This is a genomic window from Paracoccus sp. AK26 (genome assembly GCF_011801365.1).
GTDB lineage: Bacteria > Pseudomonadota > Alphaproteobacteria > Rhodobacterales > Rhodobacteraceae > Paracoccus > Paracoccus aerius.
In genome coordinates, this window is sequence record NZ_CP041045.1 from 219,714 (window position 1) to 235,816 (window position 16,103).

General features: G+C 67.7%; 14 protein-coding genes and 1 pseudogene. 3 read left to right on the plus strand and 12 right to left on the minus strand.

The annotated features are described in order from the left end of the window. Nucleotide 1: 1 nt before the first annotated feature. Complete coding sequence (locus FIU66_RS16850) at nucleotides 2–1,945, plus strand: 3-hydroxyacyl-CoA dehydrogenase NAD-binding domain-containing protein (RefSeq protein ID WP_167624050.1); 1,944 nt, start codon at nucleotides 2–4, stop codon at nucleotides 1,943–1,945. 39 nt (nucleotides 1,946–1,984) lie between these two features. On the opposite strand, the gene FIU66_RS16855 is transcribed toward FIU66_RS16850, so the two are convergent. Genes FIU66_RS16855 through msuE form a run of 5 tightly spaced genes read right to left on the minus strand, consistent with a single transcriptional unit; the run spans nucleotide 1,985 to nucleotide 6,510 of the window. After that, nucleotides 1,985–2,752 carry an ABC transporter ATP-binding protein gene (locus FIU66_RS16855; RefSeq protein ID WP_167624051.1) on the minus strand — a complete coding sequence of 256 codons (768 nt, stop codon included), beginning with the start codon at nucleotides 2,750–2,752 and terminating at the stop codon, nucleotides 1,985–1,987. Then, a complete protein-coding gene (locus tag FIU66_RS16860) occupies nucleotides 2,749–3,717 on the minus strand; it encodes an ABC transporter substrate-binding protein (RefSeq protein ID WP_167624052.1) in 969 nt (322 codons plus the stop codon). The genes FIU66_RS16855 and FIU66_RS16860 overlap by 4 nt, the downstream gene beginning before the upstream one ends. Before the next feature lie 33 nt (nucleotides 3,718–3,750). After that, complete coding sequence (locus FIU66_RS16865) at nucleotides 3,751–4,557, minus strand: ABC transporter permease (RefSeq protein ID WP_201281148.1); 807 nt, start codon at nucleotides 4,555–4,557, stop codon at nucleotides 3,751–3,753. Between the two features lie 4 nt (nucleotides 4,558–4,561). Continuing rightward, the gene (locus tag FIU66_RS16870; protein ID WP_167624054.1) at nucleotides 4,562–5,908 is read right to left on the minus strand and encodes an LLM class flavin-dependent oxidoreductase; all 1,347 of its coding nucleotides are present in this window, start codon (nucleotides 5,906–5,908) and stop codon (nucleotides 4,562–4,564) included. 23 nt (nucleotides 5,909–5,931) lie between these two features. Then, nucleotides 5,932–6,510 carry an FMN reductase gene (gene msuE / locus FIU66_RS16875; protein ID WP_167624055.1) on the minus strand — a complete coding sequence of 193 codons (579 nt, stop codon included), beginning with the start codon at nucleotides 6,508–6,510 and terminating at the stop codon, nucleotides 5,932–5,934. A gap of 357 nt (nucleotides 6,511–6,867) precedes the next feature. Here msuE and FIU66_RS16880 point away from each other — a divergent pair, with 357 nt between their 5' ends. After that, on the plus strand, nucleotides 6,868–8,232 hold the full coding sequence (locus FIU66_RS16880; protein ID WP_167624056.1) for an FAD/NAD(P)-binding protein: 1,365 nt from the start codon (nucleotides 6,868–6,870) through the stop codon (nucleotides 8,230–8,232). Between the two features lie 88 nt (nucleotides 8,233–8,320). After that, a pseudogene (locus FIU66_RS16885) lies at nucleotides 8,321–8,817 on the plus strand (NAD(P)/FAD-dependent oxidoreductase); the annotation flags it as partial. A 41-nt stretch (nucleotides 8,818–8,858) separates the two neighbouring features. On the opposite strand, the gene yghX reads toward FIU66_RS16885, so the two are convergent. From yghX to FIU66_RS16920, 7 genes are all read right to left on the minus strand, one after another. Continuing rightward, a complete protein-coding gene (gene yghX / locus FIU66_RS16890) occupies nucleotides 8,859–9,758 on the minus strand; it encodes a YghX family hydrolase (RefSeq protein WP_167624057.1) in 900 nt (299 codons plus the stop codon). A gap of 84 nt (nucleotides 9,759–9,842) precedes the next feature. After that, nucleotides 9,843–10,217 (minus strand): type II toxin-antitoxin system VapC family toxin, encoded by a 375-nt coding sequence (locus tag FIU66_RS16895; protein ID WP_167624058.1) that lies wholly within the window; start codon nucleotides 10,215–10,217, stop codon nucleotides 9,843–9,845. Then, nucleotides 10,214–10,456 carry a type II toxin-antitoxin system Phd/YefM family antitoxin gene (locus FIU66_RS16900; RefSeq protein ID WP_167624059.1) on the minus strand — a complete coding sequence of 81 codons (243 nt, stop codon included), beginning with the start codon at nucleotides 10,454–10,456 and terminating at the stop codon, nucleotides 10,214–10,216. The genes FIU66_RS16895 and FIU66_RS16900 overlap by 4 nt, the downstream gene beginning before the upstream one ends. 31 nt (nucleotides 10,457–10,487) lie before the next feature. Then, nucleotides 10,488–13,088: an aconitate hydratase AcnA gene (locus FIU66_RS16905; protein ID WP_167624060.1), complete on the minus strand. Its 2,601-nt coding sequence runs from the start codon at nucleotides 13,086–13,088 to the stop codon at nucleotides 10,488–10,490. A gap of 57 nt (nucleotides 13,089–13,145) precedes the next feature. Continuing rightward, on the minus strand, nucleotides 13,146–14,018 hold the full coding sequence (locus FIU66_RS16910; protein WP_167624061.1) for a GntR family transcriptional regulator: 873 nt from the start codon (nucleotides 14,016–14,018) through the stop codon (nucleotides 13,146–13,148). Nucleotides 14,019–14,084: 66 nt separating this feature from the next. Further along, nucleotides 14,085–15,584 carry a tripartite tricarboxylate transporter permease gene (locus FIU66_RS16915; protein ID WP_167624062.1) on the minus strand — a complete coding sequence of 500 codons (1,500 nt, stop codon included), beginning with the start codon at nucleotides 15,582–15,584 and terminating at the stop codon, nucleotides 14,085–14,087. A gap of 13 nt (nucleotides 15,585–15,597) precedes the next feature. After that, entirely contained in the window at nucleotides 15,598–16,068 is a 471-nt protein-coding gene (locus FIU66_RS16920; protein ID WP_167624063.1) for a tripartite tricarboxylate transporter TctB family protein, read from the minus strand. Nucleotides 16,069–16,103: the final 35 nt, after the last annotated feature.

Below are 16,103 nucleotides of genomic sequence, written 5' to 3' on the forward strand. Positions count from 1 at the left end.
AATGTCCGTTGTCAGCATCACCCGCGAGGGCGAGATCGCCGTTGTGACCATAGACAATCCGCCCGTGAACGCGCTGTCGCAGGCCTTGCGGCAGGGGCTTTGGGACGCAGTGGCCTCGCTGGACGCTGACCCGCAGGTCCGCGCCGTGGTGCTGGTCTGCGCGGGCCGGACCTTCATCGCGGGCGCCGACGTGACCGAGTTCGGCAAGCCGCCGCAGGCGCCGCATCTGCCCGATCTGGTGGACCGGATCGAGGGGGCGCAGAAGCCCTGGGTGGCTGCGATCCACGGCTCGGCGCTCGGCGGCGGCTTCGAGGTGGCGATGGGCTGCCGCTTCCGTGTGGCGGTGGAGGGTGCATCGGTCGGCCTGCCCGAGGTGTCGTTGGGCATCGTCCCGGGCGCATCCGGAGCCGTGCGGACCCCGCGTCTGGCGGGCGTCGAGGCCGCGGTGGAACTGGTGACCTCCGGCAAGCCGGTGAAGGCTGCAAAGGCGCTGTCCTTGGGCTTGGTGGATGCGGTCTTCGCGGACGACCTGCAAGCCCATGCCCTGGCCTTTGCGCGCGATGCCCTGACCCGCGACCTGCCGCCCCCGGTATCCGTGCGGTCTGTCACCGCGCCCGATCCTGGTTTCTGGGACGAAAAGCGCAAGGCGGTGGCGAAAGCCGCCAAGGGCGCCGAGGCGCCGCTGCGCGCGCTCGACTGCCTACGCAAGGCGTCGGAAGCGCCCTTTGCCGAGGCCCTGGCCCATGAGCGCCAGACTTTCCTGGACTTGCGTGGGTCCGATCAGGCGGCGGCCCTGCGCCACGTGTTTTTTGCCGAACGCGCCGCGCCCCGTCCCGCGCATCTGACGGGCGTTGATCCCCTGCCGCTGCGAAGCGCGGGCGTGATCGGCGGGGGCACCATGGGCGCAGGCATCGCCGCGACCCTGCGCGACGCAGGCATTCCCGTCACCCTGATCGAACGCGACGACGAGGCACTGAAGCGCGGGATGGCCACCCTGCGCGCCATCTTCGAGGGCGCCGTGAAGCGCGGCAAGCTGACCGAGGCGCAGGCCCAGGACCGCATGGCGGGCGTCACCGCCACCACCGATTACGCCGCCCTCTCGGACGCCGACCTGGTGATCGAGGCGGTGTTCGAGGAGATCGGCGTCAAGCGCGCGGTCTTCTATCAGCTTGCCGCGGCCTGCCGCCCCGACGCGGTGCTGGCGACCAACACCTCCTACCTCGACCCGCGCCTGATCGCCGAAGGGCTGCCGAACCCCGGCCGCTTCATCGGGCTGCATTTCTTCAGCCCCGCCAACGTCATGCGCCTGCTGGAGATCGTGCCGGTGCCCGAAACCTCGGACCGGACGCTTGCCACTGGCTTTGCGCTTGGCCGGATGCTGAACAAGATCCCCGTGCAGTCCGGCATCTGCGAAGGCTTCATCGGAAACCGCATCCTGAAACGCTACCGCACAAGCGCCGAGGCATTGGTCCGTAAGGGCATCGCGATCGCGGATATCGACGCAGCCATGCGTGACTACGGCTTGGCGATGGGGCCTTTCGAGGCGCAGGATCTGGGCGGGCTGGACATCGCATATCTGCAACGCGAAGGCGCGCGGGCGGCGGGGCAGGACGTGCCGGAAACCCTGGGCGACGTCCTGGTCCGCGCCGGCCGCAAGGGGCAGAAGACCGGCGGTGGCTGGTATGACTATGCCCCCGGCGACCGCAAGCCGCAGCCATCCGCGACTGTGGCCGACCTGCTGGCGGAACGGATCTCCACCCGCGCCGCGATGGATCGCGACGCCATTGCCCGCCACCTGGTCGCCGAGATGGCGGCCGAGGGCCAGGCGATCCTGGACGAAGGCATCGCCGCCAAGGCGTCCGACATCGACCTGGTCGAGATCCACGGCTATGGCTTCCCCCGCTGGCGCGGCGGTCCGATGTGGGCGACCGGCCACCGGGGCTGACCGGCCAGGCCGGTCCGGTGGCATGACCGGGCGGCTGCCCTAGTGCAGCCCGAATTCCGCCATCAGCTGCCGCCGCATCGCCACGAAGTCCTGCTGGCTGCGGTCGCGCGGGCGGGGCAGGTCCACGTCGATCAGCCGGGGACCAACGCCTTGGTCGCGCGACAGGACCAGCACCCGGTCGGCCAGGAAGATCGCCTCTTCAAGGTCATGGGTGACAAGGATCATGGTCACGCCTTCCTCGGCCCAGATGCGGGTCAGTTCCTCTTGCATGGTCAGCTTGGTCATCGCGTCAAGCGCGCCCAGGGGTTCGTCCAGAAGCAGGATTTCCGGCTGCACCGTCAGCGCGCGAGCGATGCCCACGCGCTGCGCCATGCCGCCCGACAACTGCCGGGGATAGGCGCCTTCAAAGTCGGCAAGGCCCACCAGCCGAATGTGATGCCGCGCCCGGTCCTGCGCGGCGCCCCGACCGATGCCCCGCACCTCAAGCCCGAAGGCCACGTTTTCCAGCACCGTCAGCCAGGGCAGCAGGCGCGGTTCCTGATAGATCACGGCGCGTTCGGTGCCCACGCCCCGGATTGGACGCCCGTCGATCAGGACCTGTCCGCTGTCGGCCTGTTCCAGCCCCGCCAGCAGCCGCAGCAGGGTGGTCTTGCCGCAGCCGGACGGGCCGACGATGGCCAAGGATTCCCCCGCGCGGATGTCCAGCGACAGGTTGCGCAGGACCGGCAGGGGCTGGCCGTTCAGCATGAAGGCCTTGGACAGGTGGCGCAGCGCCACCTGTCCGCGGGTATCGGTGTCGGCCGTCATTTCAGCGCCACCTCGTCCCCGGTGACCAGCAGGATGTCGCTGGCCTTCAGCCTGCCTTCGGCCAGCTTGCCTTCGCGCACTAGCACGTCGATCCAGAACTGGATGTCGCGTTCAGTCGCAAGCCCGCCGGGCCGGACGCCGAAGCCTGCGAAATACTGCGCGACCCCGGGGTTCTCGCCACGTTCCTCAAGGACACGTGCGATGATCTGGCGCGTTTCCTCGGGGTGTTCGCGGGCGTAGTCCAGGGCGCGGGCCGACTGCCGGATGAACTGCTGCGCGGCTTCGGGATGGTCCTCGACCCAATCCTTGCGCAGGACCGTGAAGCCGCCTGCGATCTCTCCCAGCACGTCGGTATCGTCCAGGATCGCGCGCAACCCGCCGGCTTGGCGTGCAGCGCCCTCGAAGGTGGTTTGCCAATATCCGAAGGCCGCCACGTCGACCTGGCCGGATCGCAGCACCTGTTCAAGCTGGGGGCCGGGCACCGTGACCAGGTTGGCGGAATCCGCGGGCAGACCGTTCTGGTGCAGCGCCTCGCGCACGGTGTAATCCAGATGCGCCCCCAGCGTATTCACCGCGACCGTCTTGCCGGGCAAATCCTTGACCGACTGGATCGGGCTGTCCTCAAGCACATAGAAGATCGACTGCACCTGGTCATTGATGCCGTTGGTGGGGTATGCCGCGACGAAGTCATTGCCCCCGATGATCGAGTTCAGCACCGCTGCCGTTGCCGCGCTGCCGATCTCGATCGAGCCGCCGGCAAGCGCCATCAGCGATTCCGGCCCGCCCGAGGCATAGCCCGCGCTTTCCAGCACGATGCCGGTGCCGTCGAAATAGCCCAGCTCTTGGGCCAGGTCATGGGCGCTGACGCCGCCGTGGCTGGGCATGTAGCGCATCACCACGTCATCGGCCCAGGCCGGGGCGGTCAGGGTCGTGGACAGGGCAAGCGAAATCAGGACGTGTTTCATGGTCGTATCCTTTGGAAACGGGTGGGGGTGGGTTCAGTCCAGCGACCAGCGGCACAGCCGCCGTTGCAGCAGGACCAGGACGGCATTGGCGGCAAGGCCCAGCCCCGCCATCAGCAGGATCGCCGCGAACATCAGCGGGATCTGGAAGTTGTACTGGGCGTTCATGACCTGGAAGCCGATGCCCTTGTTCGCGCCGATCATCTCGGCCGCGATCAGCAGCAGCAGCGCGGTGGTGGCCGACAAACGCAGGCCCACGAAGATCGCAGGAACCGATGCGGGCAGGACGACCCGGCGGAACACCTGCAAGCGGCCCGCGCCATAGCTTTCGGCCATCTCGATCAGCTTGCGGTCCACCTGCTTGACGCCGCCGATGGTCGCCAGCAGCGTCGGGAACAGCGTGGCCCAGAAGATCACGAAGACCTTCGACGTCTCGCCCAGCCCCAGAAGCAGGATGAACACCGGATAAAGCGCCAGGGCCGAGGTTTGCCGGAACAGTTGCAGGATCGGGTCGAGCGCGTGCTCGACCGGCCGCAGCTGCCCCATCAGCAGCCCCAGGGGGATCCCAAGGGCCACGGCCGCGCCGAAGGCCAGGCCGGCGCGTTGCAGGCTGATGGCGATGTCGTCCACCAGGGCACCGCTGGCGATGCCGGTCCACAGCGCGCCAAGGATGGCATCCAGCGGCGGCAGCACGGCCGGGCTGATCCAGCCCAGCGTGCCCGAGACCTGCCACAAGGCCAGGAAGGCGAACACCAGCCCATAGCGCGACAGGAAGGCGCGGACCGGCGGCGCGGGCAGTCCGCGGATGCGGCGGACCGGCGTGTCGAGATGTTGCAGCGTCATGGCGTCACTCCGCCGCCTGGGCCGCGGCGTGGGCGGCCGCATGGCGGTTCACGGGGAAGGGCAGGCCAAGGTTCGCCCGCAGGGTCCGGCCTTCGTAGGCGGTGCGGAACAGGCCGCGGCGTTGCAGTTCCGGGATCACCAGATCCACGAAATCGGTCAGCCCCGTCGGCAACCAGGGCGGCAGGATGTTGAAGCCGTCCGCGCCTTCGTTCTCGAACCAGTCCTGAAGGATGTCGGCGATCTGGGTGGCGCTGCCGATGACGGTGTAATGCCCGCGGGCCGACGCCACCCACTGGTAAAGCTGCCGGATGGTGAAGTTGTTGTCGTCGGCGATCTGGCGGATCAGCGCCTGGCGCGACTTCATGCCTTCGGTCGGCGGCGCGGGGGGCAGCGGCCCGTCAAGGTCAAATCCAGACAGATCCAGCGTGCCGCCGGTCAGGCCGTTCAGCAGGGAAATCCCGTCCTCGGGCAGGATCAGGCTTGTCAATTCCTCGTATTTCTCGCGCGCCTCGGATTCCGTTCGGCCCACGAAGGGCGATACGCCGGGCATGATCAGGACATGGTCCGGATCGCGCCCCAGCCCGCGGGCGCGGGCCTTGATGTCGCGGTAAAACTCTTGCGCCGTGTCCAGCCGCTGATGGGCGGTGAAGATCACCTCGGCCGTGGCAGCCGCCAGGCTGCGCCCGTCCTCGGATTGGCCGGCCTGGACGATCACCGGATGACCCTGGGGCGACCGCGGCACGTTCAGCGGCCCCTCGACCTTGAAATGCTGGCCCTGGTGATGGGCGCGGTGCAGCTTGGCGCGGTCCAGGAAGGTGCCGCTGTCCTTGTCGCGGATGAAGATGTCGTCCTCGAAGCTGTCCCAGAGCTTGCGCACCACCTCGACATGCTCCGCCGCGCGGGAATAGCGGAAGGCATGGGGGTGCTGGGTGTCCAGGTTGAAGTTGCGGGCGGCGGCCTCGGTCGCGGTGGTGACCACGTTCCAGCCCGCGCGCCCGCCCGAGATCAGGTCCAGCGAGGCGAACTTGCGCGCGGTGTTGTAGGGTTCCTCATAGGTGGTCGACGCGGTGGCGATGAAACCCAGATGCGAGGTATGCGCCGACAATGCCGCGAACAGCGTCACAGGCTCGAACCCGGCGATGCGGGCCGGGCCGCCCTCGGAGGTGCCGCCGGTCGCCAGGCCGTCGGCCAGGAAATAGGCGTCGAACAGGCCGCGCTCGGCTTCTTGGGCAAGCCGGATGTGGAAGTCCAGGTTGACGGCGCCGTCTGCGGGCTGGTCGGGATGACGCCAGCTGGCGATGTGCTGGCCGCCGCCGGGAAGAAAGGCGCCAAGGCGGATCTTGCGGGTCATGGGATGCTCCTGGAAAGGGATTGTCAAAGGGCGGCAAGCGCTGCGGGGCGTTCGATGCGCGGATCGGCGCGTGGCCGGCCCAGCCAGGGGGCAAGCTGGTCCACCGCACGGTCCAGCCGCGCCAGCAGCGCGTCCGACGAAGGCTGGCCGTCCTGGAAATCCGCGCCGCCGGCATAGACGCCGGTCGGCAGGACGGCGGCCTCGAAAAAGGCGAAAAGCGGGCGCAACTGGTGCTCGATGACCAGGGCGTGCCTGTCCCCGCCGCCGGTGGCGGTCAGCAGGACCGGCTTGCCCGCCAGAGCCTGGGGGTCGATCAGGTCGAACAGATGCTTGAACAGGCCGGTATAGCTGCCCTTGTAGACCGGGCTGCCGACGATCAGCGCGTCGGCGGACAGGATGTCATCGACGATGGCACGCCCCTTGGGATGCAGTTCCCCCAGTGATCCGGCCATGCCCAGCGACGGCTGGAGGTCCGACAGGTCATGGACAAAGGCCTCGGCCCCGAACCGGGCAGCGGCCCGGCTTGCCGCGCTTTCGACCAGGGCGCGGGTCCGCGACGGGTTGCTGAGGCTGCCTGCAAAAGCCGCGATGCGAAGGGTCATGAAGTTCTCCTAAATGACGATTGCAATTGTCGTGAATATCGCGCTGCCCTGCCCGATTGGCCATTCCAAAGACTGGCGCCTTTGGGGTCGAGGGCTGTCGGGGACGGCCCCGGAAAGGGGAAATCCTTCTGCAAGGTCAAAAGCCCCGTCCGGACAAAATACAGGATTGGCCCGTCTTGAAGGTCAGATCGTCCTCCCCCTTGCCCTGTGCGGGGAATGTTTTTTCCCTTCCTGCGCTGCATAGGGAACGAAAAATCACGATCTTCCTGCTAGAGTAATAACCAGAAGGAGATCGCTGATGCCCCGAATGTCGCTTTCATCCACGTCTTGCCACGCCTGCTGCCCCGGTCGTCGCCCATGACCCGAACCCTGCGCATGACACCCCCGCCTGCAGATGGGGCTGCCGCCCATGTCGTCATCGTCGGTGGCGGTGCCAGCGGCGTGCTGATGGCCACGCATCTGCTGACCCATCCGGGCCGCTTTCGCGTGACCATTGTCGAAGGGCGCAACATGCTGGGCTGCGGCATCGCCTATTCGACCGAGGATCCGCAGCATCTGCTGAACACGCGCGTCCAGAACATGAGCGCGTTTCCCGACGATCCCGACCATTTCCGCCGCTGGCTGCGGACACGGGCCGGGCATGGGGACGCCCCGGCGGCCTTTGTCAGCCGCCCGACCTATGGTGCCTATCTGGCGGATCTTCTGTCGCCCTGGCAGGCGGACCCCTCGCGCCTGGCCTGCATCCGCCGGACATGCCTGCGCATTGACAAGGGCGGGACGGACATGACGATCCACCTGGACGACGGGCAGGTGCTGCGGGCCGATCAGGTGGTGCTGGCGACGGGCCATATCCTGCCCGAACCTGATCCCGCGGGCGTGCTGTCAGGCGCATGGGAACCGCCTGCCGACCTGGATCCCGACAGCAGGGTCATCATCATCGGCACGGGCCTGTCGATGGTGGACCAGGTGCTGTCGCTGATGAACCGCCGGCACCGCGGTGAGATCGTGGCGCTGTCGCGCCGCGGCCTGATGCCCCGACCCCATGCCCAGGCCAACCCCCTGCGGATCGACAATGCCGACCTGCCGCCGGATGCTCGTGCCGTCACCCTGTTCCGCTGGGCCCGCGACCTTGCGCGGCAGGCGGAACGCGACGGCGGCAACTGGCGCGACGCCGTGGACGGCATCCGTCCGCATGTCAGCAGGCTGTGGGCGGCGATGCCCGTCGCGGAACGTGCGCGCTTCCTGCGCCATGCGGCGCCCTGGTGGGACATCCACCGCCACCGGATGCCGCCGGAATCCGCGGCCCGGATCGCCGAAGCCATGGGAATGGGCCAATTGCGCCTGTTGCGCGGCCGCTTCCTGGAGGCGGGCCGCGAGGGGGACCGCTTGGTCGCCCGGATCGCCACCCCCGCCGGTCCCGCGCGGATCGAGGCCGGGCGCATCGTCGACTGCCGGGGCATCCGGCGCGATCCGCTTGAACATGCCTCGCCCCTGTTCGCGGCGCTGATTGCGGATGGCACTGCGCGGATCGACCCCATGCGGATCGGTCTGGACGTATCACCCGACTGCGGTGTCATCGACCGCATGGGCAGGCCATCCGCCCGGCTGCACGCCATCGGCCCCGTATCGCGCGCGGCCTTCTGGGAAATCACCGCGATCCCCGACATCCGCGCACAGACCACCATCCTCGCGCGGCGGATTACCGAAACCGTCGCGGCCTGATCCCGCCGCGCCGGGACAGCGCCCTGTCAGAAAGCTGGCGGCGCTGCATCGAAAGCTGCTGCCTTCACCCCGTCCGCCTCTCGCCCGCCCATATCGTCACCGACAGGTGCCGATTCATGACGATATCCGCAAGCACGACGCAGGCTTCTGTTGCGGGCCGAGAAAGGCGGGCTTCAAGCTGGACTTCGGCGGCGACACCGCGGGCCCGTTCATGAAACATCTGCGCCGGCCGGGCTCTTGCTTCGACGCGGGCGCAAGCCGGTCGATCATCGACGGCGAGGTGAAGCCGGCACGCAGCCAGGTGCGGGAGATCACCGGGCTGCGGACCAGATCGGGCAGGACGTCGCGGACCGGGTCGGCAAGTGCTGCGGCCTGGGGTCGGACACGACCAAGGATCCCGGCCCGTGGGAAGGCGAGCAGCGCAACATGTGGAAGCCGACGCAGCAGCCGGGCCTGTGGTTCCACGGCGGCAACCTGCACCAGTCGCGGCATTATTCACTGTATCTGGCGCTGCAACTGAAGGCGCGGCAGGTGGGGATCGACACGCCCATCTATGGCCTGCAGGAAGTCCATCACCTGTCCTAAGCAGGCACCCGCCCGGCCGGCGAACCGGGCGGGCAGTCCCGTCACGCCAGATGCGTCCTGAACCAGTCGAACGTCCGGTCCCAGGCCAGATTTGCAGCGGCCTCGTCATAGCGGGGCGTGGAATCGTTGTGGAAGCCGTGGTTCGTGCCGGGATAGACATGGGCCTCGTAGCGCTTGCCGTGTTCCTTCAGCGCGGCCTCGTAGGCGGGCCAGGTGGCGTTCACGTTCTCGTCCGTCTCGGCGAAATGGAACAGCAGGGGCGCCTGGATCCTGGGCACATCCTCGACCGGGGCCTGGCGGCCATAGTAGGGCACGGCTGCGGCCAATTCGGGATAGGCGATGGCCGCCGCATTCGACACGCCCCCGCCATAGCAGAAGCCGGTGATGCCCACCTTGTCGGTTGTCATGTCGCTGGCCATCAGGAACTCGATGGCGGCGAAGAAGTCGTTCATCAGCCTTTCCGGATCGACCTGACGCTGCAATTCGCGACCCTGTTCGTCATTGCCCGGATAGCCCCCCTGCGAGGTCAGCCCGTCCGGCGCAAGAGCCACGAAGCCGGCCTTGGCGACCCGGCGGGCCACGTCCTCGATATAGGGGTTCAGGCCGCGGTTCTCGTGGACGACCACCACGCCCGGCACGGGCGTGTCATTGGCCACGCCGTCGGTGGCGGGACGGACCAGATAGGCGCGCACCTCTCCGTGGCCCTGGGGCGACGGATAGGTGATGTATTCGGCCAGGATGCCCGGATCGGTGAACGCCACCTGCTGGGCAAGGGCGTAGTTCGGGCTGAGGGTGTTCAGCAGGGCAAGCGCGGTCATGCCGCCCACGGTGTATTTCGCGGCGCGGTCCAGGAATTCGCGCTTGGTGATGCGTCCATGGGCATAGCCGTCATACAGTTCCAGCAGTTCGGGCGGAAAATCCTTGGCGGTCAGTCGTGTCATGGAAAGATCCCCTGTTTGCGTGTGGCGGGATCCTAGCGGCGGATCGCGGCGGGTGGGGATCACAGTTTGGACAGCGGCGGCAGGTCAGTCGTCCAGCAGCGCCACGTCATAGGCGCGGAACTGCCGGTTTACGGACACCAGCGTCAACCGCTCGGCCCCTGCCTGGGCGATCAGCAGGCGGTCGAAGGGATCGGCGTGATGCTGGGGCAAGGCTGCCACCGCACGGGCATGGACCCATGTGACCGGCAGGGGCTGCGCGCCTGCGGCAAGCACGCGATCGAACAGGTCATGCGGCACGTCCATCTTGCCAAGGCCCGCCTTGATCGACACCTCCCAGACGGAGGCGGCGCTGATGTGGACGGCTTCGGCGCCGCCAATGGCGTCCCGCAGTCGAGGCGGAAGGCGCGGGTCGTCCAGCATCGCCCACAGGACGATGTGGGTGTCCAGAAGCAGCCTCATCCTGGCAGGATGCGGCTGGCCCGGAACAGGTCGGCAACCTGGTCGTCGCCTTCGTCCATGTCGTCGGGAAGCCGGAATTGTCCCTTGGCGCAGCCGATCAAGCTGTTGGCACGGGCGGGCGAGGCGGTCAGGCGCGCCACGGGGCGGCCATAGCGGGTGAGTTCGATCTCCTCGCCCGCCTCGGCGCGGCGGATCAGGTCGGCGAACTGGGCCTTGGCTTCGGCAATGGCAATCCGCATGGCATGTCCCCTTTTCTGACCAAGATGTAGGTCACGATGGGTCGGTGCGCAAGATCGCGGCCTGCGGCTTGCCAGCTTGAAACGGGCCTTGCGTCACCCGATCCAGGATCAGCGGCATCAGCCCGCCCATCGCCAGCGTCTCGACTTCCAGATGGGTTTCGATGGCAGCTTGGGCCTCGAAAACCTCCACCGCTCCGAAAGCCCGGCGCAGCGTCACCCGGACCTGCGTGCGGGGTGACAGCAAGGCGGGGTCAAGGTCGATGTCGATCCTGTCGTTGGCCGTCAGGGCCAGCGACTGCGGGGTGACGCCCGCAGACAGGCGCAGCGGAACGATCCCCATGCCGATCAGGTTGGCGCGGTGGATGCGCTCGAAACCCACGGCCAGCACTGCACGCGTGCCCAGCAGCGCCGCGCCCTTGGCCGCCCAATCGCGCGACGATCCCATGCCATAGCGTTCGCCCGCGACGATCACCACGGGCATCCCTTCGGCGCGATAAAGGTCCGCCGCCTGCCACAGCGGCATGATCTGGCCGTCGGGCAGGATCGTGCTGCCGGGCGGAATGCCGGGGGCCAGCAGGTTCCGCACCGCGCGGTTGGTGAATAGCCCCCGCAGCATCGCCTGCCAGTTTCCCCGGCGCGAGGAATAGACGTTGAGGTCATGGACCGGATCGCCCTGTTCCACCAGATGACGGCCCGCGTCGCTGTTCCGCGGGATCGCGCCTGCGGGCGAGATATGGTCGGTCGTGATGTCGTCCCCCAGCACCAGGATCGGCGCGGCGCTGATCCGGGGGTCGCGCGGACCCGCGAAGCCCGCGAAGGGCGGACGGCGGATATAGGTCGAGGCCGGATCCCACGGGAACAGCGGTGTCGCGGGTGCATCCAGGTCACGCCACATTGCGCTTGCCTCGGCCCCGTCATAGGCGGCTTGATAATCGGCACTGTCGATGGCTTGGGCCAGGGCCGCGTCGATCTCGGCCCCCGTGGGCCAGATGTCCGACAGGTGGACGCCCGGTGCGATGGGATCGCGCAGGATGTCGCGTTCCACATCGCCTGCAAGCGCGAAGGCCACCACCAGCGGCGGCGAGGCAAGGAAGCCTGCGTCCAGTTGCGGATGGACGCGGCCGGGAAAGTTGCGGTTGCCGGACAGGACGGCCACCTGCAGTCGCCCCTCGGCCTGGGCTTGGATCGCCGTGTCCGGCAGCCGGCCGGAATTGCCGATGCAGGTGGTGCAGCCATAGCCCACGATGCCAAAGCCCATGGCCTCGAGATCCTCCAGCAGGCCGGCCCGGCGCAGATAGCGTTCGGCGGTGGGCGATCCGGGCGCAAGCGAGGTCTTCACATGGCCGGGCGGGCGCAGCCCAAGCGCACGGGCCTTGCGCGCGACCAGGCCGGCGGCGACCAGCAGGCGCGGATCGCTGGTATTGGTGCAACTGGTGATGGCCGCGATGGCGACGGCCCCATCCGGGGACTGGCCCTCGGGGGCGGGCTGGGCTGCGCCGCGCAGGGCGGCGGTCGCCTGGGCCGTGGCGGATGCCGGGATCCGATCCTGCGGGCGGCGGGGACCAGCCAGGCTGACTTCGACTGTCGAGAGGTCCAGCGTCAGGCTGTCGGTGAAGACCGGGGTTTCCGTCGGATCGAACCAGAGGCCCTGGCGGCGGCAATACCCCTCGACGATGGCGCAATGATCCGCAGGGCGCCCGGTCTGGCGCAGATAGGCGATGGTGGCGGCATCGACAGGAAAGAAGCCCGTATTCGCCCCGAACTCGGGTGTCATGTTGGCGACGACGGCCCGGTCGCCCGCCGACAGGGTCGAAACACCCGGTCCGAAAAACTCGACGAAGCGGTCGGAAAGGTCGATCCGGCGCAGCCGTTCCGTCACCGTCAGCGCAAGGTCGGTCGCCGTCACGCCCTCGGGCAGCCGTCCCGTCAGCCTGACGCCGACCACCTCGGGCACGCGCAGCATGACGGGCATCCCGAAGAACACGCTTTCGGCCTCGATTCCGCCGACGCCCCAGCCGAGGACGCCGATGCCGTTGATCATGGGCGTATGACTGTCGGTGCCGATCAGCGTGTCGGGCATCATCCAGCCGTTGCGCGTGGTGACGACGCTCGCCAGCCGTTCCAGGTTCAGCGTATGCATTATGCCTGTGCCGGGCGGGTGGACACGGAAGTTCGACAGGGCATTCGTCGCCCATTTCATGAAGCGATAGCGTTCGCCGTTGCGGCGGTATTCATTGGCGATGTTGCGTTCCATCGCGCCAGGGCTGGCATAGGCATCGACGGCCAGCGAATGATCGGTAGAGACATCGACGGGCAGCACCGGGTTCAGCAATGCCGGGTCATGGCCTGCCTCGGCCAGGGCGGACCGCATGGCGGCGATGTCGACGAGGGCTGGGCCGCAAGTGGTGTCGTGCATCAGCACGCGGGCCGGTTGGAAGGGGATCTCGGCCGTGCTGCGGCCGGTCGCCAGCCAGTCCAGGATCGCTTGCCGCCCCTGTTCCGGATCTGACGAGGCACGCAGCAGGTTTTCCAGCAGCAGGCGGTGGATATGCGGCAGGCGCCGAAGGTCCGCGCCGGCGGCGGCGGGCAGGTCGATGATCCGGCATCCGCCATATGTCGTTACATGCTGCATCGCCCATCCCCCGCTGTCGCGCCAGAATAGCATTAAGTGATTATTAAATGCAATCAGTCAGCCCAGCAGGCTTGTCTTGATATTCCCGGCTTCGCGGATGTGGCGGTAAAGAAAGGTCGCGGCGGCCTGCATGTCGCGTTCCTCGATCAGGTCCAGGATCTGCAGGTGTTCGCGGCATTGCTGGGGCATCCGCGTCCGGTCATGGGTGATGCTGTATTCCATCAGCCGCCGGACACGGTTCACGCGCCGGACCGCATCCAGGAAGAAGTCGTTGTTGGCGCAGGTCATCAGCATCTCGTGAAACTCGATATTGGTGCCGAAGACCTTTTCGCGGCTTTCGCTGCCATAGCTTTGCAGCAGGGCCTGCTGGTGGCGGCGGGCGGCGGCGAAGGCTGCGTCATCGATGCGGAAGCTGGGCAGCAGAAGGGCCTGCATCTCGGTTGCGGCACGGAACTGATAGGCATCGGCATAGGCCTTGGGCGAGGTCAGGATCTCGCGAAACTCCCAGCCATTGCCGGGCAGCCGCTCGATCCAGCCCTCGTCGGCGATCTGGCGCAGGACCCGCAGCAGCCGCCCGCGCGTGACGCCGTAAAGGCGGATCAACTCGTTCTCGCTGAGGCGGTCGGGCAGGTTGCCCGCCAGCTTGTCGGCGGCAATGCGGTTGTAAAGCCCGTCGTCGCCCGCTGCTTCCGCATCGATTGCGGGAATATCAGCCGCGTGGCAGGCCAGGAAATAGCCGCGATTGGGCGAGGCCTGGACGATGCCCATCTGCTGCAGCTTCTTCAGCGCGCCGACGATGGGCTGGCGCGACACCTTGAAGCTGTCGGCCAGGACCTGCGCGGGCAAGTGCTGGCCTGCCTTCATGTCGTGCTGCCGCGCGTGATCGACGATCCGCGCCATGATCTGAGGCGAAAGGCTCGCTCTGGCCATGCATCCTCCTGTCGGGATCAGAGGCGCGGCCCCGCAGGGGGACCGCGCCGCAAAGGGTGCAGGGGGTCAGTCCTCGTCCTGGCGGAAGCGGGCCAGGCCCTTGAAGGCGAAGGGCGCTACCAGGGCAATAGCCGCGATGGCGATCATGATGGCCGATCCGGGGTGCTGCAGCAGGATCATCGGGTCGCCCAGGCTCATCTGCAGGGACCGGCGCAGCGCGCTGTCGGCCATCGGCCCCAGGATCAGCCCCACCACCACCGGCGCAATGGGATAGTCATAGCGCCGCATCAGGAAGCCCAGCACGCCAAAGGCCACCAGCATCATCAGTTCCACCACCGATGGATTGGCGGCGATGGTGCCCATGCAGGCGAAGACCAGGATGCCCGCATAAAGCCAGGGCAACGGGATCTTCAGCAGCCGAACCCAAAGGCCCACCAGCGGCAGGTTCAGGATCAGCAGCATCACGTTGGCGATGAACAGCGAGGCGACCAGACCCCAGACCAGATCCGGGTGCTGCACGAACAGCAGCGGTCCGGGCTGGAGGTTGTATTGCTGGAAGCCCGCCAGCATCACCGCCGCCGTGGCCGAGGTGGGCAGCCCCAGCGTCAGAAGCGGCACAAGCGTTCCCGCGGCCGAGGCATTGTTGGCGGATTCGGGACCGGCCACGCCCTCGATGGCGCCCTGGCCGAATTCCTCGGGCTTGGCGGCCAGCTTGCGTTCGGTCGTATAGGACAGGAAGGTCGGGATTTCGGCCCCGCCGGCGGGCAGGGCGCCGATGGGAAAGCCGATGGCGGTGCCGCGCAGCCAGGGCTTCCAGGACCGCTTCCAGTCCTCGCGCGACATCCAGACGGATCCCTTGATCGCGATGGGCTTTTCGTCGCTGAACAGGTGGCGGGACGCGACATGCAGCGCCTCGCCCAGGGCGAACAGGCCGACGGCCAGCGTCGTCACCTCGATCCCGTCCAGCAGGTTCGGCACGCCGAAGGCCAGGCGCGTCTGGCCGGTCAGCTGGTCGATGCCCACAAGGCCCAGCCACAGGCCCAGCCCCAGGCTGGTCAGCCCCCGCAGCGGCGAGGATCCGAAGGTGGCCGAGACGGTGACGAAGGCGATCAGCATCAGCCCGAAATAATCCCAGGGCCCGAACTGGATCGCCACCTTGACCAGCATCGGCGCGAAGAAGGCTAGCCCCGCCGTGGCGATCAGCGTGGCCACGAAGGATCCGATGGCCGCCGTGGCAAGGGCCGGGCCGCCGCGACCGCGCCGGGCCATCTGGTTGCCTTCAAGCGCGGTGACGACCGAGGCGCTTTCGCCCGGTGTGTTCAGCAGGATCGCTGTGGTCGATCCGCCGTACATCCCGCCGTAATAGATGCCCGCGAACATGATCAGCGATCCGCCCGGATCAAGCTTGAAGGTGATGGGCAAAAGCAGCGCCACGGTCAGCGCGGGGCCGATGCCGGGCAGAACGCCCACCGCCGTGCCCAGCAGCACGCCAATGGCGGCAAAGGCCAGGTTCATCGGGTCAAGCGCGGTGCCGAAGCCCTGCATCAGAAAGGCAAGCGATTCCATGGTGACGCCTTTTCTAGAACAGCCGCTCGAGCGGGCCCATCGGCAGGGACAGCGTCAGAAGCTTGTTGAACAGCAGGAAGATGCCCAGGGACAGCACGAAGCCCAGGGCCAGGTCGGCCAGCCAGGCGCGGCGGCCGAAGGCACGGGCGGTGAAGACGAACAGCAGCGTCGAGCCGGCGATGAAGCCCGCTCCGAACCACAGGGCGGCGATCAGGCTGGCAAGGCCCAGGGCCACCCAGCCCACGGCCTTCCAGTCGGTGGGGCCGGGGTCGTCCTGCCAGCGGAACGCGGCCACAAGATGGCCCGCCCCCATCACCGCGAGGAACAGCGCGACGAAATAGGACGCGGCGTCCGCGCCCATCCCGTAGGTGGCGCGGATCTGCATCGCACTGGCGTCGCGCCAGGTGATGAAGGCAAGGACGAACAGGCCGATGCCGATGACAAGCGTGGGCTTGTGCAGCCCCTTGGCGGTGGGTGTGGACAAGACGTTTCCCCCGGTTTGAAAGAAAGACGGGGACC